This is a genomic window from Nostoc sp. CHAB 5836, from assembly GCF_020829445.1.
Taxonomy (GTDB): Bacteria; Cyanobacteriota; Cyanobacteriia; order Cyanobacteriales; family Nostocaceae; genus Nostoc.
Genome location: NZ_JAIVFV010000026.1, coordinates 1 through 17238, shown reverse-complemented (window position 1 = coordinate 17238; position 17238 = coordinate 1). Strand labels below are relative to the sequence as shown.

Annotated in this window: 18 protein-coding genes; 13 read left to right on the top strand and 5 right to left on the bottom strand. The window is 43.7% G+C overall.

The window, feature by feature from the left end; genetic code table 11:
* Positions 1 to 5: 5 nt before the first annotated feature.
* From LC605_RS07915 to LC605_RS07905, 3 genes are all read right to left on the bottom strand, one after another.
* A complete protein-coding gene (locus tag LC605_RS07915; RefSeq protein WP_229547021.1) occupies positions 6 to 494 on the bottom strand; it encodes a hypothetical protein in 489 nt (162 codons plus the stop codon).
* Positions 495 to 833: 339 nt separating this feature from the next.
* Positions 834 to 2240, bottom strand: a complete 1407-nt coding sequence (locus LC605_RS07910) for an NAD(P)(+) transhydrogenase (Re/Si-specific) subunit beta (protein WP_229547020.1) — start codon at positions 2238 to 2240, stop codon at positions 834 to 836.
* Positions 2237 to 2530 carry an NAD(P) transhydrogenase subunit alpha gene (locus tag LC605_RS07905; protein WP_229547018.1) on the bottom strand — a complete coding sequence of 98 codons (294 nt, stop codon included), beginning with the start codon at positions 2528 to 2530 and terminating at the stop codon, positions 2237 to 2239. The genes LC605_RS07910 and LC605_RS07905 overlap by 4 nt, the downstream gene beginning before the upstream one ends.
* 14 nt (positions 2531 to 2544) lie before the next feature.
* Here LC605_RS07905 and LC605_RS07900 point away from each other — a divergent pair, with 14 nt between their 5' ends.
* Positions 2545 to 2709, top strand: coding sequence for a hypothetical protein (locus tag LC605_RS07900; protein WP_229547017.1), 165 nt, complete (start codon positions 2545 to 2547; stop codon positions 2707 to 2709).
* On the opposite strand, the gene LC605_RS07895 is transcribed toward LC605_RS07900, so the two are convergent.
* Positions 2706 to 3878 carry a Re/Si-specific NAD(P)(+) transhydrogenase subunit alpha gene (locus LC605_RS07895; protein ID WP_229547016.1) on the bottom strand — a complete coding sequence of 391 codons (1173 nt, stop codon included), beginning with the start codon at positions 3876 to 3878 and terminating at the stop codon, positions 2706 to 2708. The genes LC605_RS07900 and LC605_RS07895 overlap by 4 nt on opposite strands.
* A 748-nt stretch (positions 3879 to 4626) precedes the next feature.
* Here LC605_RS07895 and LC605_RS07890 point away from each other — a divergent pair.
* From LC605_RS07890 to LC605_RS07840, 12 genes are all read left to right on the top strand, one after another.
* Positions 4627 to 5139 carry a DUF2808 domain-containing protein gene (locus LC605_RS07890; RefSeq protein ID WP_229547015.1) on the top strand — a complete coding sequence of 171 codons (513 nt, stop codon included), beginning with the start codon at positions 4627 to 4629 and terminating at the stop codon, positions 5137 to 5139.
* A gap of 441 nt (positions 5140 to 5580) precedes the next feature.
* Entirely contained in the window at positions 5581 to 5715 is a 135-nt protein-coding gene (gene rpmH, locus LC605_RS07885; RefSeq protein ID WP_012408291.1) for a 50S ribosomal protein L34, read from the top strand.
* 25 nt (positions 5716 to 5740) lie between these two features.
* The gene (gene rnpA / locus LC605_RS07880) at positions 5741 to 6163 is read left to right on the top strand and encodes a ribonuclease P protein component (protein WP_229547014.1); all 423 of its coding nucleotides are present in this window, start codon (positions 5741 to 5743) and stop codon (positions 6161 to 6163) included.
* The gene (locus LC605_RS07875; protein ID WP_229547013.1) at positions 6150 to 6542 is read left to right on the top strand and encodes a PH domain-containing protein; all 393 of its coding nucleotides are present in this window, start codon (positions 6150 to 6152) and stop codon (positions 6540 to 6542) included. Before rnpA ends, LC605_RS07875 begins: the two co-directional genes overlap by 14 nt.
* 178 nt (positions 6543 to 6720) lie before the next feature.
* Entirely contained in the window at positions 6721 to 7869 is a 1149-nt protein-coding gene (gene yidC / locus LC605_RS07870; protein ID WP_229547012.1) for a membrane protein insertase YidC, read from the top strand.
* Positions 7869 to 8396 (top strand): R3H domain-containing nucleic acid-binding protein, encoded by a 528-nt coding sequence (locus LC605_RS07865; protein WP_229547011.1) that lies wholly within the window; start codon positions 7869 to 7871, stop codon positions 8394 to 8396. Before yidC ends, LC605_RS07865 begins: the two co-directional genes overlap by 1 nt.
* Positions 8397 to 8599: 203 nt before the next feature.
* A complete protein-coding gene (locus tag LC605_RS07860) occupies positions 8600 to 9121 on the top strand; it encodes a DUF177 domain-containing protein (protein ID WP_229547010.1) in 522 nt (173 codons plus the stop codon).
* Between the two features lie 206 nt (positions 9122 to 9327).
* Positions 9328 to 9456, top strand: coding sequence for a hypothetical protein (locus LC605_RS32850; protein ID WP_267868461.1), 129 nt, complete (start codon positions 9328 to 9330; stop codon positions 9454 to 9456).
* An 80-nt stretch (positions 9457 to 9536) separates the two neighbouring features.
* The gene (locus LC605_RS07855) at positions 9537 to 11048 is read left to right on the top strand and encodes an AAA family ATPase (protein ID WP_229547009.1); all 1512 of its coding nucleotides are present in this window, start codon (positions 9537 to 9539) and stop codon (positions 11046 to 11048) included.
* 145 nt (positions 11049 to 11193) lie between these two features.
* Positions 11194 to 11703 (top strand): SH3 domain-containing protein, encoded by a 510-nt coding sequence (locus tag LC605_RS07850; RefSeq protein WP_229547008.1) that lies wholly within the window; start codon positions 11194 to 11196, stop codon positions 11701 to 11703.
* A gap of 821 nt (positions 11704 to 12524) precedes the next feature.
* Positions 12525 to 13961: a peptidoglycan-binding protein gene (locus LC605_RS07845; RefSeq protein ID WP_229547007.1), complete on the top strand. Its 1437-nt coding sequence runs from the start codon at positions 12525 to 12527 to the stop codon at positions 13959 to 13961.
* 115 nt (positions 13962 to 14076) lie between these two features.
* Positions 14077 to 14991, top strand: a complete 915-nt coding sequence (locus tag LC605_RS07840) for a GTPase family protein (protein WP_229547006.1) — start codon at positions 14077 to 14079, stop codon at positions 14989 to 14991.
* A 23-nt stretch (positions 14992 to 15014) separates the two neighbouring features.
* Here LC605_RS07840 and LC605_RS07835 read toward each other — a convergent pair.
* On the bottom strand, positions 15015 to 17238 hold a 2224-nt coding region (locus LC605_RS07835), incomplete at its 5' end, for an SMC family ATPase (protein ID WP_229547005.1).

Below are 17238 nucleotides of genomic sequence, written 5' to 3'. Positions count from 1 at the left end.
AAATACTAAAAACGGTACTTTTTGGGATCAAAGACAAACGAGTCTTCAACAAATAGTTCTTCGATAGCCTTCATTTCCTTGACAAAATTCCGAAATAGCGACCAGTATGGGCTGTCTCGATTGACATCATACCAAAAATACTCGCTTTCCCAACAACGGAGAGCATAATACCCAAACATATAGAAAGGAACATGACGTTTTATAATCCCGGAATTTACCATTAAGGCAATATCCTCATAAAACCCCAGTAATTCAACTTTTTCCGACCATGAAACTTCTGCTAAATTTGAGTCATCTGTCTCAAGCATACCAATTAGTTTGGGTATGACTTCACTTTCCCTAAAACGCTTCCGCATTTCGGCGTACTGTTCGCTTCGTTTTTGGGCTAGTTGACGCGTATATTCGTAAATACCTTTCATCAAGGTAACTAGAGCAACAAATGTTCCTATGATGATAGCTATATTTCGCCAATCGTCTAATGTAATTAAACTCATTTAATATCTTAATAGTTCATTTATAATAGAAATTATGCACTGTACAAACAAATCATCTTATATATCAACGTAAAGACGTTATTTCAGGGTTTGATAAAACCCTTTTGTTGGTTGCGATCGCTTGGTGAGGAATAGAAAAATCAAGTTAGAAGCGCTGAAAATTATATCTTCTATTTTGACTTTTATATCAATGCGTAAGTCCTAGCCCTATATAATAAACCACTTTTTTTCATGAGGTAATTCCTCAACAAAAAACTTGCCCTGAGAATATCAACCCCCAAGGCAAGCCAACTCTCTAATTCTTCCTTTACTCTGCGCCCTCTGCGCCTCTGCGGTTCGTTAAAGTTGCTTCACTTCCGAAACCAACTTCGCCACCATATCCTTCGCGCTACCAAAAAGCATCGTAGTTTTATCCTTGTAGAACAACTCATTATCTACACCAGCAAAACCCGTACTCATACCGCGCTTAATGACAATCGTCTGCTTCGCCCGATCAACTTCCAAAATCGGCATACCATAAATCGGGCTATTTGTATCACTCCGCGCCGCCGGATTTACTACATCATTTGCCCCAATTACTAAAGCCACATCCGCTTGCTCAAACTGGGGATTAATATCATCCATATCGTACAGCTGCGTATAAGGCACATTTGCCTCCGCCAGCAACACATTCATGTGTCCCGGCATTCTCCCAGCAACAGGGTGAATGGCATACTTGACATCAACGCCCATTTTTTCTAATTGATCTGACAATTCCCGGACGCTATGTTGCGCTTGAGCAACTGCCATACCATAACCAGGCACAATTACCACAGAACGGGCATAACCCAACATCATCGCTCCTTCTTCAGGATCGATGCTGCGGACAGTTTGATCACTTGCACCACCACTAGCAGCAGCACCACCAGAACTAGAACCTGTACCAAAAGCGCTGAACAGCACACTAAATAACGAACGGTTCATCGCCTTACACATAATTTCGGTGAGGATTAAGCCGGATGCTCCTACCAAAGCACCAGCGATGATTAACATATTGTTCATCACCACGAATCCAGCCGCCGCCGCCGCCACACCTGACAAGGAGTTCAACAGTGAGATTACCACTGGCATATCGCCCCCGCCAATGGGGATGACAAACATCACGCCCAGCACTAAAGAAACGCCAACCACTCCCAAGAATATGGGTAAGCTATCTGGTGTGATGATTAAATAGGCACTACCTACTATATAAGCACCCAGAAGCAACAGGTTAAATGGTTGCTGGAAAGGAAATGTAATCGGGGAACCGCTAATTAAACCTTGCAATTTCGCAAAGGCGAGAAAACTACCTGTGAAGGTAACACCACCGATTAACACGTCCAACAGCATGGAAATGTTCACATCTAGGGGTATCGCCTGAGAACTATCTAATAACCGCCAAAATTCGGCAACAGCGACTAATGCCGAAGCTGCACCGCCCAAACCGTTTAGTAAACCCACCATTTGAGGCATTTCGGTCATTTGGACTTTGTAGGCAACGATCGCACCAATTGCCGATCCAATGGCCAAGCCCAACAATATCATCTCGTAGTTCAACACGTGCTGATCAAGCATTGTCGCGGCGATCGCCAGTAACATCCCCACAGCCGCTATGATATTACCGTTCCTCGCTGTAGCAGGTGATCCCAGCTTTTTCAAGCCGAGAATGAATAACGATGCAGCGACTAAGTACGTCAGCTGAATCCCAGTTGGTAAAAAGTCGCTCACGCCTTAATCTCCTTCTTCTTGAACATTTGCAGCATTCTGTCTGTCACTAAAAAACCACCGACAACGTTGACTGTTGCCAATACCACAGCAATCAAACCAAGAATTACGGACACATTCGTTTCTCTCGCACCAGCAGCAACTATTGCTCCCAGTACCGCAATGCCCGAAATCGCGTTTGAGCCTGACATTAAAGGCGTGTGTAAAGTCGGTGGGATTTTGTTGATGACTTCAAAGCCGATAAAAGATGCCAAAACAAATACAAACAAAGCAGCAAGTAATGCCTCTGTCATGAAATCAAAACTCCTTGTGTAAGTGGGAATGGGGCATTGGGCATTGGGCATCGAGCATTGGGCATTGGGCATTGGGCATCGAGCATTGGTTATTAATTCTTCTCCCTCACTCCCTCACTCCCTCATCTCCCTCATCTCCCTCATCTCCCTCATCTCCCTCATCTCCCTCATCTCCCTAATTAACCGCCGGTTCTTGAGCATTCAAAGCTTGTAGCGCATCCCGCACTCGTTGATTGCGAATTTCACCAGCGTGGGTAACGCAAGCTGCATCAACGATGTCGTCGCTAAAATCTACCTGCAAAGCTTTGTCTTTAATTAGCAGTTGTATCAACGATGTTACGTTCTTGGCATACAATTGGCTGGCATGAATTGGCATCGATGATGGCAGATTGATGGGGCCGATAATTGTCACACCGTTCCACACAATATCTTTACCGGGTTCAGTACAGGCGCAGTTACCACCCTGTTCAGCAGCCAAGTCTACAATTACTGAACCCGGTTTCATTTGTGCCACCATTTCTTCTGTAACAAGCCGTGGTGCTTGTCTCCCAGGTACTTGAGCAGTAGTAATCACCACATCAGAATTTTTGATGTGTTCGGCAACAACTTCTTGAGTACGTTGTTTGCTAGCTTCAGAAATTTCCTTGGCGTAACCACCAGCAGCGACGGTTTCTTCGTCTAATTTGACTTCAACGAATTTTGCCCCTAAGCTTTGCACTTCTTCTTTGACGGCGGGACGGATATCAAAGGCTTCTACCACTGCTCCCAAACGTCTGGCGGTAGCGATCGCTTGCAATCCGGCGACACCAGCGCCCATAATGAATACTTTCGCTGGAGCGATCGTCCCTGCGGCTGTGGTTAACATCGGAAAATATTTCGGTAACGCAGCTGCGGCAATTAATACAGCCTTGTAACCTGCTAATGAAGCTTGCGAGGACAAAGCATCCATACTTTGCGCCCTGGTGGTACGGGGAATCATCTCCATACTTAAAGCTGTGACTTTCCGATTTGCCAGTTGCTGTGCCACAACCGGATTGCCTAAAGGATTGAGGAAGCTAACTAAAATAGCCCCTTCCTTTAACAAGTCAATTTCTGAGCGTCCATCTTCTCGCTCTTGCGGTGGGCTAACTTTCAACAGAATATCTGTTTCGCCCCATAATTTGGCAGCATCGCTGATTATCGTGGCTCCTGCGGCTTCATAAGCAGGATCGCTGAAAAAAGCTCGCTCTCCCGCACCTGCTTCTACCCATACTTCTAAACCTTGTTTTACCAATCGGGTAACGGCGTCAGGAATCAATGCCACGCGACGTTCACAAACTTCAATTTCTTTAGCAACTGCTATTCTCATGAAATCTCCTGAAGATAAATACCTAATCTCTGCTAAGTAAGCGATTGTCTAGATGAGAGTATGCCGCACTCATAACACTTACGCAGCAATATCACCCATGACTTTTAGTTGTAGATTGAACCTTGAATTTTTCCTCTCCCACTCTTAGCTTTCCAGGCAAAGCCTGACTTTGCTGCTCGCAGATGTCATATTTTCAGATAGTTGCAAACAGGGTTACGTATTGCACATCCTAAATTGATTCCCAAATTTTGCATCTTTATCTTCAGCTTATTTTCGGGATTGAGAAATTTTGGTATTCCTTTCTTATAGAGTAATATTGACCAGTTTTTGAAAGCTTTATAATTTCCCAATCAAATTTTAATGATTACGACTTGTTTTAATCAATTTAGCCTAACTTAACTGGCGATCGCTCATGGCACGGCTCAAGTTTTATAACAAAATTCTCAAATTTAGATACACTTATACATATTTGGAAACACAATCCAATCCCGACTGTGTTTCTATTTAGTTCAAAATTTGACCAACATAGTCATCAAATCAGCACTCTGTAAGGGTAATCAAGTAAATTGGACGCCAGCTAAATCTAGCACTAAGTGATTTTACCGTCACATCGACTTTAGGGAATGTGGCACTTTTTATTCCAATTAAACGTCCATTGTCAGGAAGTCAGTAGTAAAGTTTAGTAAAGAATACTAACACACAGTTATTTTAGATAAAAGATTTATATTTTAGTAGAGGAAGCCTGATTATGCGACGTTTACTTTCGGCTTTAGCCGTGACTAGCTTTTTGGTTACTGCATTACCAGCCTTAACTTGGGCGCAAAGTTTGCCTGGATTTACGCTGTTTAGCGGCGTCAAAAGCGAAAATCAGCTGCCCTTTCGGTTAGATTTTGGTGGACAAGCTAATGCTTGGGATCGATACATATTGAGGATTCCTGGCAAAAGAATGAAATTGGCAGTTGGTCAATTTGCCATTACCTACCCTGATTATTACAAAGGGACTTTTGACCAAAAAAACATTGAAGTTCGAGTCAAAGGCAAAGCAGTTCCCCTTTCTGAGGTGAAGTGGGACAAAGAAGGTAAGCTCATTAATATTTTTCCCCAAGAGCCGGTGCCAGCAGGTAGCCCAGTTGAAGTAGTTTTATCTAACGTGAAAAATCCAGCCTTCGGCGGAGTTTACTATTTTAACTGTCAAGTCCTCTCTCCTGGCGATGTGCCACTACTGCGCTACATGGGAACATGGATTTTGAGCATCAATTAAACCACGTCGATCTTGAAACCTGTAGTTCAACTCTAATGAATAAGGATTTGCCCTCATCCCCCGACCCCTTCTCCCAGATTTGGGCTACCGTTTATACACAACTTGGCAGACCTCTCCCCAAACCCCTCTCCGACGCACAGAGGGGCTTTGAAGATTGGCTTCCCTTCCCTCCAAGAGTTGGGGCTGTTCTTGTTAGGTTTGAGAGCGCTTTGACCAAAATAAGTCACTTGTGTATACACCGTAACCCATATCTGAGAGAGGGATTTAGGGTGAGGTCGAAAACTATGGTTCTCAACTTAGATGAGGTTTAAGAATTTTAGATTTTGGATTTTAGATTTAATCCCAAATCCAAAACGGAATTGTCTAATGTCCAATTACCTAATAAAGTGATATAGTAGGAGATTGTGAGTTTTTATAAAAGCCAGCTAAGAGGAGAACAGTATGAAAAGAACACTGGGCGGCACTAGCCGTAAGAGAAAAAGAACCTCTGGTTTTCGGGCCAGAATGCGGACACCAGACGGCAGAAACGTGATTAGGGCTAGGAGAAAAAAGGGACGTCACCGTCTGAGCGTTTAGGGCATATTAAGCTAAAAGAGCATCTGTGGCTTTGCCCAAAGCAAATCGGTTAAAATCCCGTAAGGATTTCCAGGCAGTTTTTCGGGAAGGAATTCGGCGTCATGGCTCTTATCTAACATTGAGAGCCTTAAAGCCTTTATGTTCAACAAAACCTTCATTGGAAACTGTCACCCAGACTACACAAGCAACTGAATCACTACGTCTTGCCAGCACGCGGATTGGTATTTCCATAAGCACAAAAGTCAGCAAAAGGGCTGTGGTTCGCAACCGAATCAAACGGCAAATCACTGCTGTTTTATCTAATTTGCTGCCCAAATTATCACCAGGATGGCGGCTAGTGTTCATTGTCAAACCCACAGCAACAGAATCTAAGTGCGCAAGCCCACAATTTCTGCAAGAATTAGAGCAGTTGTTGGCACAAGCTGAGGTGTTCGATGGGAATTCGTGAAGACGTATATTATGAAGGTGGCCCCCATCGTGGGGATTTAATTGTCAACCTGCTGATTGGGCTAACCATTGTCGGGATACCGTTGACAGTTGGGGCAATTGTCAGAGCCTTGTGGCTGCGTTTCCGCATCACCGATCGCCGAATTACTGTAATCGGAGGTTGGCAGGGACGCGATCGCACTGACGTAATTTACTCAGAAATTGTCAAAGTCGTCAAAGTTCCCCGTGGCATTGGCTTTTGGGGAGATATGGTGTTAACGCTAAAAAACGGCAGTCGTTTAGAATTGCGGGCAATTCCCAAGTTTCGGGAAGTCTATGACTACATTAACGAAAGAATTGCTGCGAAAAATCCCGAATATAGTGGCGCTGCTAGCAAGTGATGAGGGAGATGAGGGAGTGAGGGAGTGAGGGAAAAGAATTAATAACCAATTCTCGATGCTCAATGCTCAATGCCTCTTTTAAATGTGCGGCTATCCGTAGCGAAAGATAGTCGCCCATAAATCATGTATTTAGATAAATTAGATTCAGTTTACAGTACCTCAGGTTGAATTCAGAATAATGGATTTTGGTATCGGCTTTCTCTCGAACAACGTGATGCTGCCAATCATAGATTTTTTCTATGGTATAGTGCCTAGCTACGGATTGGCGATCGTTGCTTTGACCCTGATAGTCCGCTTCGCGCTCTATCCCCTGAGTGCTGGCTCAATTCGCAATATGCGGAAGATGCGAATTGTACAACCTCTGATGCAAAAGCGAATGGCAGAAGTCAAAGAACGCTATAAGGATGATCCGCAAAAGCAGCAGGAGGAAATGGTCAATGTCCAAAAAGAATTTGGCAACCCTTTAGCAGGCTGTTTTCCATTACTAGTACAAATGCCGGTCTTATTAGCTCTGTTTGCCACTTTGCGGGGTTCGCCTTTCGCAGGTGTGAACTACAGCGTTAACCTGCAAATTGTTCCCACAGAACAAATCGAACAAATTCAACCTCAAGCCTTTGCCACTGCTCCTCAAAATATTTACGTTGCGGATGGGGAACACGTTAAGGTGGCTGCAATCCTTCCCAGTGGTAACAAATTAGCTGTGGGAGAACAAACTAAGATACAGTATCAGACTCTTGAGGGTAAACCATTTCAGGTACTCTTAGCAGAACACCCAGAAAATAAACTGATTCCTGATTGGAAAGTCACCAAAGGGGAAGATAAGATAAAAATTGATGCTCAGGGCAATGTGGAAGCCTTACAGCCGGGAGAAGTTACCATTCAAGGAACAATTCCAGGACTAGCAGCAGACAAAGGCTTTCTATTCATTGATGCTTTAGGTAGGGTTGGCGCGACTGATCCAGATGGCACAATCCACTGGGATATCGTCGCCATGATCGTTTTCTTTGGGATCAGCCTTTATGTTAGCCAAATGCTTTCTGGGCAAAATTCTAGCGGTGGCAATCCCCAGCAGGATACAGTAAACAAAATCACCCCTGTGATCTTTTCTGGGATGTTTTTGTTTTTCCCCCTACCAGCTGGGGTGCTGATGTATATGGTGATTGGTAATATTTTCCAAACTGCACAAACTTATCTTCTCTCCCGCGAACCTCTACCAGAAGAACTGCAAAAAATCGTAGAAACTCAGGAAAAAGAAGCAGCAGTCACAGAACAAAAGGCACTGCCCTTTGAACCAAAAAGTGCTAAGAAAAAGGCCACAGGGGGATAATGAGCAACATTCCAATGCAGCGAGGTCAGCAGTGGTTAAAAACACTGCTGGAACTCACTGGAATACCTGCTGAGATTCAGGGTCATTTAGAAACTACCCAATCTCAAGAGGGCGATTCTCCAGAACCAGATAACTACTGGTTGACAATTGACCAAACCAACTTGACTTCAGAACAAATCCAGATATTAATTGGTGCTGATGGTTCTGTGTTAGATGCAGTTCAATATCTAGCAAATTCAGTTCTAAACCTCAGCCAACTCCCCGAAGAACAAGCCTCTTACACCATTGAGTTAAATGGCTACCGGGTCAAAAGAGAAGCCGAAATTCGCGCATTAGCAGAAGCAGCAGCCGATGAAGTGCGTTTTTCTGGTAGAGAAGTGGAAATCAAATCCCTCAGTTCTGCTGAACGGCGTCAAGTCCATACCTTTTTGAAGGAATTTGGAGATTTAGAAACCTTCAGTCGCGGTAAAGAACCGCATCGTCATCTGGTTGTCCGTCCAGCTTCGTTGGAAGGAGTTAGGAGTTAGGAGTTAGGAGTTAGGAGTTAGGAGTTAGGAGTTAGGAGTTAGGAGTTAGGAGTTAGGAGTTTGAAGTTTGGAGTTAATTGAAAACTCATAACCATATATAATTTCAAAATTTCTCTTGTTCTTAAGGGATAAAATAAAGATTCAACACCAGTATAATTACTCCTAATCAAGATAAATGTTAGTGAGTATGTCTCACAAATCCTATGGACGCAATTTATATTCCGCAGCTCACTAAAGCCCCGGAGCGGACAGAGGAAGTTCAGGTTAGTGAATTTCTGCCTGGTCTGGAAACTTTGACACCTGTTCGCGGTCATGTGCGCGTGCAGCATCATGGCAGTTACCTGGAAGTATCCGCTCAGGCAGAAACTATTATTACTTGTACCTGCAACAGATGTTTGCAGCAATACAATCGACGGTTAGGGCTTGATACGAAGGAAATCATCTGGTTGGACGAAACCGCAAATCAGCTAAATGACTTGCCTTTAGAAAGAGAAGTGATTATGGAAGATTTGCTTGAAAGCTTACCGCCCGATGGTTATTTTTATCCCAACGAATGGCTGTATGAGCAGATGTGCTTGGCAGTACCCCAACGCCAATTGTGCGATCGCAATTGTTCAGGTATTCCTGTAAGTAGCACGGTTGATACTTATGATAATCCTAAAACTCCAGTTGATAAGCGTTGGGCTTCTCTGGAAGCACTGAAAAAGCAACTTCCGGGACAGTAAGGTATGTAGTAGTTTAGTTAGTTAATTTATCAGATTTATATAGAACCCGATTTCTTGAAGAAGTCGGGTTTCTAGTGTGAACTACCCCAACCTAAGACGGACGTGGCTTCCCAATTCATCGGGAATAGCCAAGAGAACTGCGTAATTCTATTGGTCTGACATTCCCTCCAAGGGCAGGAGTCCTGGTTCCCAAGACCCAAATCTTCTTGCAACATATACCTATTAGCTTGGTTTTCGCTTACGGCATTGATGGTCAAGACCAAATAATCCTATCAGAAAATTTTGCGGATTTCCGCGACACGTTAAAAGAGCGATCGCACTGGCAACCGCTATGAACTGGTAGATGTTGGTTTTTTAGTTGTGAGAGGCGATACAAACCTGAACAATGAGAGAAGAATAAATACCACAGCCAAATATGAACTTCCGTGAAGAGTTTAAACTGTTGCTACGCGCCCGCTACCCCTTGATTTATATTCCCACCTATGAGGAAGAACGGGTTGAAGCAGCTATCCGAGAAGAAGCAACTAACCAGGGTAATCGCCCAGTGTATACTTGGGATTTTGTCGATGGCTATCAAGGAAACCCCAATGATGTTGGTTTTGGGCGACGTAACCCGTTACAAGCTTTAGAATTTATCGAAAAATTACCAGCCTCCGCACCTGCGGTATTGATTCTCCGAGATTATCATCGCTTTTTAGATGATGTAGCGATCGCTCGCAAACTCCGCAATCTCGCCCGACTCCTCAAGTCGCAACCAAAAAATATTGTCCTACTGTCACCACGCATCGCCATTCCTGATGACTTAACCGAAGTTTTGACAGTCGTCGAGTTCCCCTTACCCGCCGCCCCAGAAATTAAAACTGAGGTGGAACGCTTACTGCAAAGTACTAGTAACTCCCTTTCTGGCAAAGTTTTAGATGATTTGGTGCGCTCTTGTCAAGGACTTTCGATGGAACGGATTCGCCGAGTTTTGGCAAAAGCGATCGCTACCCACGGCGAATTGCAGCCAGAAGACGTGGATCTGGTTTTGGAAGAAAAGCGCCAAACTATCCGCCAAACCCAAATCCTGGACTTCTACCCCGCCACTGAGCAGATTTCTGATATAGGTGGACTCGATAACTTGAAAGATTGGCTGATTCGTCGGGGAGGTTCATTTACTGATAAGGCGCGACAGTACGGATTACCGCACCCCCGTGGTTTAATGTTGGTGGGTATTCAAGGAACTGGTAAATCGTTAACAGCAAAAGCGATCGCTCACCACTGGCATTTACCTCTGCTACGTCTGGATGTGGGCAGGTTATTTGGTGGTTTGGTGGGTGAATCAGAATCTCGCACTCGCCAAATGATCCAAGTAGCTGAAGCCCTCGCTCCCTGTATTTTGTGGATTGATGAAATAGATAAAGCCTTTGCTGGACTTGGTAGCAAAGGTGATGCAGGAACAGCCAGCCGTGTGTTTGGCACTTTTATTAACTGGCTAGCCGAAAAAAGCTCACCCGTGTTTGTCGTCGCCACCGCCAACGACATCCAAGCTTTACCGCCGGAAATGCTGCGTAAGGGGCGATTTGATGAAATTTTCTTTGTGGGTTTGCCCACCCAAGAAGAGAGAAAAGCAATTTATGATGTTCATTTATCCCGACTGCGCCCCCATAACTTAGAAAGTTATGACATCGACAGGCTAGCATACGAAACGCCTGATTTTTCTGGGGCAGAGATTGAGCAAACTTTAATTGAAGCGATGCATATAGGATTTAGCCAAAATCGAGATTTTGCTAATGACGACATTTTAGAAGCAGCCAGTCAGATCATACCCTTGGCGCGAACTGCTGTAGAGCAAATTCAGCAACTCCAAGAATGGGCGGCGGCGGGGAGAGCGCGTTTAGCATCGAAACACACTCCTTTAAGCGATCGCCTCCGACGGACTACGTAAACGCATTAGAAAAGAATGTAGAGACGTAGCACTGCTACGTCTCTTTATAAGGGTTCTGGATAATGCATATTTAAATTCGGTCGGTGTCTATTCAGCAGTAGCTACAATAATTAGTTGGTCAAAAATCCATAGTCAATAGTTAATTATGTTGTCTGGCTTAACAAAGTTTATACTGGGGTTTTTCTTAGCGATCGCTGTGTTAATCGGTAGCGGCGTTGCAGTTGCACTCTATTTCATGAATCGCACCGGCATACCCCCCGCCAAACCAGTTTTTTCTAACGATAGCCCTTCGGTGAAAGCCCAAGCCCCAAAAGCAACCGAGCCTGGAGGAGGTAAACCCGTCCTTACATCTGGGACAAAGACTGAATCTTCTCCAAGCTCAACCTCTAATCCCATAGAATCGCCGAAAGCTACTCCATCATCAAAGCCATTACCATCGGGAGCTTACCGAGGACGTGTTAGTTGGGCTGAAGGCTTGAGTTTGCGATCGCAACCAAATCAAGAAGCTGAACGTATTGGTGGGGTTGGTTTTAATCAAAAAATTATTGTTTTGTCAGAAAGCGAAGATAAAGCTTGGCAAAAGATTCGTTTGGAAGATAGCCAACAAGAAGGTTGGGTCAAAGCAGGTAATACTGAAAAACTTGATGAACAATAATCTAAATAGGACTTCAACGGAAAACGAACCACAGAGGACGCAGAGGCCACAGAGGAATCAGAGTTTGAGAGGGTTTTTGCGTAAGTCCTACTAAAAAATCAGAGAATACAGAAGGACTACACACTTTTAGCTTCCTTAAAACCCCCCTTGCTGAGTCACCCATCGACTGATCCCGAAGTTGCTACCACTGGATAGGTGAGCATCAATACTGGCTAGTCCATTGTCATTAAAGATGTTACTCAAGTCATCTTTACCATCTCCATTGAAATCGCCACTACCCCACTTTTGGGCATCCCAGAACCCCCCCTGTTGAGTCGCCCATCTACCGATTCCGAAGTAAGTAAGTTGGCGCGAAAAAACATAAATATGTTACGAAACGTAAATAGGCTTAAAACCCTTGTAAATGACGAAGGACAAATGACAGCCTTAGCCAGTTAGCTTTAATTGTGCCGACCTACTTAGCTGCTACTGGATAGGTGAGCATCAATACTGGCTAGTCCATTGTCATTAAAGATGTTGCCCAAGTCATCTTTACCATCTCCATTGAAATCGCCACTGACCCACTTTTGTCCATCCCAGAACCCCCCTTGCGTAAGGGGTTGGGGGTTAGGTCTGTATTGCACTTAAGTGAGAAGCGCTATATTTGTAAATAAATAATTATACAAAAAATCTTATACATAAAAAATGGTATACTCTGCTATAGTCATAACTTGAAAAAACTAAGATTTATGCAAAACTACGCACACTGTGAGGCAATTCATCAATTGCCCCTATGTGAAAATAAGGCTTTCGGCTATTGTTTGCGTAAGTCCTGAAAACAAGTGAAAACAGGGGTAGATAGCTATTTAACCAAGCCAGCCTCAGTCTACGAGGCATCCGAAAGCGTCAAGGTTGTTGCTACCGTAGCTAATTTCAAATTTTTGAATTGGAAAAAGTTATCTGGCGGTGCAGCGATGCGTCTTTTGTCTGTGGCGCTGATTATGGGGCTTTTGAGTATTGCTGGGCAAGTTTTGGCACTCCAGAAAATAGGAAGCAATGGGTCTGAAGTTAGCAGTAGCCAGAGATGTTTAAAAAAGTTAGGCTACTTTAACGGCCCCGTGAGTGGTAAGTTTGCTAGCTTGACTCAAAATGCTGTAATCAAATTCCAGCTAGCCAATAGAATAACTGCTGATGGAGTTGTGGGTGCTAGTACTCAACGAGCCTTGCAACGAGCGTGTCAAAACAGAACTTCTAGTAGGAGTACCAGTTCGACAAGTGGTCAATATCCTGTTCTCTCTCAAGGCAAAACCGGTGCATCTGTAACAAGGTTGCAACAGCGTTTGCAGCAGTTAGGCTACTTGAATGCTAATCCCACTGGGAATTTTGGCCCAATGACCAGAGATGCTGTAATTGCATTCCAACGAAATTATCGCATCACTACTAACGGGATTGTGAATCGACAAACTTGGAACGCACTAATGGGTTCCTCTCCAACTCCAGCCAGATCAAGTCTCTCGACTCCACAAGTGAGAGAACTCCAAGTGCGTTTGCGGCAGTTAGGTTATTTTAATACTAATCCGACTGGAAATATTGGCCCAATGACCAGGGAAGCTGTCATCCAATTCCAGCGAAATTACCGCTTACCTGTTGATGGCATCGCTAATGCCCAAGTTTTGGACTCAGTGCGTAGAGTCTCTACAAGTGGATACGCTAACCAACAACCAGGCAGAAATTATCTAACTGTAGGCGATCGCGGAGAAAATGTCAGATTAGTTCAAGAGCGTTTGTCGCAGATGGGTTTCTCTAATACCAATCCTGATGGCTATTTTAACGATTACACTAGACAATCGGTGATTGCATTCCAGCAATATTCTCAAATTAATTCAACTGGAAATGTCGATTGGCAAACTTGGGAAGCATTAGGGTTGAATAATTCGACTGGGGGCACTTACAGGGAGACTAATCCCTATGTATTAACTCCTACTAATGACTATATAGCACCTCAAACTAATCGCTATGTATTACCTCCTACTAATAACGTAGTGCCTATTACCAATGGCAACACATTAGTTACTAATAATCCTTACAGAGTAATAGTGCCAATTTCTAGTAATGATACTCTGACTAAAGTGCAGCAATATATACCCAATGCTGTCACAGAGCAATCCAACCTAGGTGATTATGTGAATGCTGGGGCATTTAGCGATCGCGCCCAAGCAGAAACGCTAACGAAAATGCTCCGCTCCTATGGTCTTGATGCACGGGTAAAATACAATTGAAGAAGAATTCAAAATTGAGAAAAAGAAGCTGCCTATATCATCCTAGAGGTAATTAAAATGAGATAGATTTTGGGAACACTATATCTAACGTTTCTTTAGAATAGTGTACTTAATTATGAATATGCAGGTAGATATATTAGAACACTTCAGTCAGTTTAGCCAACTACCACAAGAAAAGGTAAAACAGCTTATAGATTGGCTTTCTCAAACGTTCAGTTATGAGCCAAAAGTTGGTATTCTCGGCAAGACAGGTGTAGGAAAGTCAAGCCTCTGTAACGCCCTTTTTGGAAAAAATGTTGCACCTGTCAGTGATATTGAGAGTTGTACACGAAAGCTTCAGGAAATTTCTGTAAGAGTGGGTTCAGGGAATATCAAACTAGTTGATTTGCCTGGTATCGGTGAAAGTCGAGAAAGGGATCTTGAATATAAAGACTTGTACTCTAAACATTTACCAGAATTTGATTTAGTTCTATGGGTTCTCAAAGCAGATGATAAAGCTTTTAGCTCTGATGAAGAATTTTATCACAACATCGTTAAGCCTCACTTGAAACAAGGTAAGCCTTTTATCATTGTGCTGAATCAGGTTGATAAAGTTGAACCCTTTAGAGAATGGGACATAGCTAATTGTGTTCCTGGGCATCAGCAGCAAAAAAACATTGATGCTAAAAGTAAGAGCGTTGCTGAAAAGTTCGGTATTGATAGTACAGCCCTTATTCCTGTATCTGCTAATGAAAACTATAACTTGATAACACTCGTGGAGACAATTACTTATGCACTCCCAAAGGATAAAAAGGTAACTTTTGTGAATGCTCTGAAAGAAAAAAATCGTTCAGAGGAGGCTAAGAAGGAAGCAAAGCGGGGTTGTTTCGAGGCACTCGGAGAAGAAATTGGAACTGCTCTATTAGGAGTAGGAGATTTAGGAAAAAATATCGGAAAAACTTTCGGTCAAGCAGTCGATAAAACTAGTTTTGGTAAAGTAGTCAATTGCATTCCCGATAACAGTGTCAAAAAAATTTTTAGTTGGTGGTAATCCTGACTCTTGAATTCTTCCTGTTAAATTGACAAACTCAATTGCGAACCTTCTTGAGTTTTATTCACCTCAATCCTGGCTTGGAAAGCTTCTTTAAGGTGGGGCATATGGGTTACAGTGAGGATGCAGGCAAAATCGGAAGCGATCGCATTAATTGCGGCAATCAAGCGATCGCATCCTTCGGCATCCTGTGTACCAAAACCTTCATCCACAATCAACAATTGCAACGCCGCTCCCGCCCGTTGCGCTAATAATTTCGCCAAAGCCAAACGGATGGCAAAGTTAATTCTAAAGGCTTCCCCACCAGAGTAAGTTTCATAAGATCGCGTTCCTCTAGAATCGGCGATTAAAATATCTAAGGTGTCTATCAGCTTGGCATTTTTCTTGGTTGATTTGGCACTGCGTCCAGCTTTTTGAGTAATAAATTGTACATGAAACTGATTACCACTCAACCGCGAAAGTAGTTTATTTGTCTCGGCTTCCAGTTGCGGCAACACATTCTCAATCATCAGTGCTTGGATACCATTTTTACCAAAAGCTTGCGCCAATTCCTGATAAACACGATATTCCTGCTTACAAGATTGTAATTGCTGCTGCTGTTGTTCATACTGAATTTGCAGGGTTTCCAGTTGATGCGCTAGCTGTTCTAAACGCCCCAACTTAGCTATTTGCTCATCGAGTTGCCGTCTGCGTATTGCTAGCTGCTGCTCTAGAGCTTGAATTTGGGCAGATGGGTTAGCTGTTGCTTGTAGTTGCTGGATAATGCTTTCAATTTGTCCGCCGAGTTTCTGCCGCTCCGTTACTCTGGCGCTTCTAGACTCCTCTAACTCTTGCAATCTCGTCTGGAGTTGCGGATACTGCTGCTCGGCTGATAGCAGTTGTTGATACCGCAAATGCCAAGATTGAGCTTTTTTTACAGCTATACGCAGGTTGTTGTGCTGCTCCGAACTGTAGCCAATTTCGGTAATGTGACGTTCAAGAGCCGCAATTTGTTTAGCACATTCAGAATCAGTCTGATCCTGCTGGATTCTGGCTTGTAATTGAGCAATTTGGGATTGTAATTCAGGTTTCCGGGCTAATAGTTGCCCTTGTCGCTTAGTAGCATCTTTAATCTGCTGGAGTTTAATTTCTGCCCATCGCCACCGTTCAACTTCGCTGCGAGCTAAGGCGTGATCTTGTTCATTATAATTAGCTTGTTGCAGATATTGGTCTAGCTGCCGGAGTTCGGCTTGTTTATCGGGAGCGTAATCACCAGCTTGGAGCGATCGCTCTAAATGCTGTTTTTCAGCAGCAATTTGTTGTAACTGTTGTTGCACATCAGTTGTCGCTTCTAACTGGGCTGCCAACTGTCCTCGCTGTTCGCGTAAACCATCATAACCAGCCAATTGCTGCGAAATTTCGCGATATTCCTGCCTAAGTACCTGAATTTCTCGATCAGACACAGCCATTTGTTCACGCACTACCCAAAACTGCCCTTGAGTATCCTCCAACTCAGCCTGGGTTTTTTCTACCACCCGACTCCAGTGATGTTCATCTAAAGGACGCTCGCATAATGGACAAAGTGCTTCAGGATTTTGGAGCATTTGTAATTTCTGCTCTAATTCTCCCAGCAGTTTTTCATAATCCCGTTGGTGAGCTTGCAGACGTTCGATAAAATGCCGCCTTTCTTGCCCTTTTTCTTGGACTCGTTGCAGATAAACCCGCTTTTTCTCCAGTTCCTCAATCTGGATTCCCACATCCATCACAGCTTGTTGCAGTTGCGGTTGGCGGTGCTGCTGGCGTTGCAATTGGTTCTCAGTACTTTGGAGTTGCTCAAGTCGCGCTACTAAACCTGCATGAGTGCGATCGAGTTGGCTTTGTAAAGTTGCTCGTTGTTGCAACAACGGAGTCACTTGCATTTGCAGTTGATCTAAACGAGCAACATGGTGACGGGCTGCGGTTAGTTGTGACAAAGCAGCTTCTACTTCACCTGATTTAGTCAGAGTTTGCTGAATTTCTCGCTCTTGTTGCTGCAAAGCTTCTAACTGCCCTTGGGCTTGTTGCAGTTGCCGTTCGATTTCGTGAATTTGTTTGGTAAGCTGTTGTTGCTTTTGTTGGCGAGTCTGCCCAGCGCGGGTGTGTTCTTCAAATTTGACAACAAAAGCTTCTTCTTGAGATTGTAGACTTTGATATTGGGCGTATCCAGCTTTAATCTCAGCTTCTTGATGCAATATTTTTTCTAAATCTAACAGCTGAGAGGCAATAGCT

Coding starts and splice junctions, on each gene's coding strand:
- LC605_RS07915 (WP_229547021.1), bottom strand. CDS start 494: ATGAGTTTAATTACATTAGACGATTGGCGAAATATAGCTATCATCATA.
- LC605_RS07850 (WP_229547008.1), top strand. CDS start 11,194: ATGTTGTCTGGCTTAACAAAGTTTATACTGGGGTTTTTCTTAGCGATC.
- LC605_RS07905 (WP_229547018.1), bottom strand. CDS start 2,530: ATGACAGAGGCATTACTTGCTGCTTTGTTTGTATTTGTTTTGGCATCT.
- LC605_RS07895 (WP_229547016.1), bottom strand. CDS start 3,878: ATGAGAATAGCAGTTGCTAAAGAAATTGAAGTTTGTGAACGTCGCGTG.
- rpmH (WP_012408291.1), top strand. CDS start 5,581: ATGAAAAGAACACTGGGCGGCACTAGCCGTAAGAGAAAAAGAACCTCT.
- LC605_RS07855 (WP_229547009.1), top strand. CDS start 9,537: ATGAACTTCCGTGAAGAGTTTAAACTGTTGCTACGCGCCCGCTACCCC.
- LC605_RS07865 (WP_229547011.1), top strand. CDS start 7,869: ATGAGCAACATTCCAATGCAGCGAGGTCAGCAGTGGTTAAAAACACTG.
- LC605_RS07840 (WP_229547006.1), top strand. CDS start 14,077: ATGAATATGCAGGTAGATATATTAGAACACTTCAGTCAGTTTAGCCAA.
- LC605_RS07860 (WP_229547010.1), top strand. CDS start 8,600: ATGGACGCAATTTATATTCCGCAGCTCACTAAAGCCCCGGAGCGGACA.
- yidC (WP_229547012.1), top strand. CDS start 6,721: ATGGATTTTGGTATCGGCTTTCTCTCGAACAACGTGATGCTGCCAATC.
- LC605_RS07890 (WP_229547015.1), top strand. CDS start 4,627: ATGCGACGTTTACTTTCGGCTTTAGCCGTGACTAGCTTTTTGGTTACT.
- LC605_RS07875 (WP_229547013.1), top strand. CDS start 6,150: ATGGGAATTCGTGAAGACGTATATTATGAAGGTGGCCCCCATCGTGGG.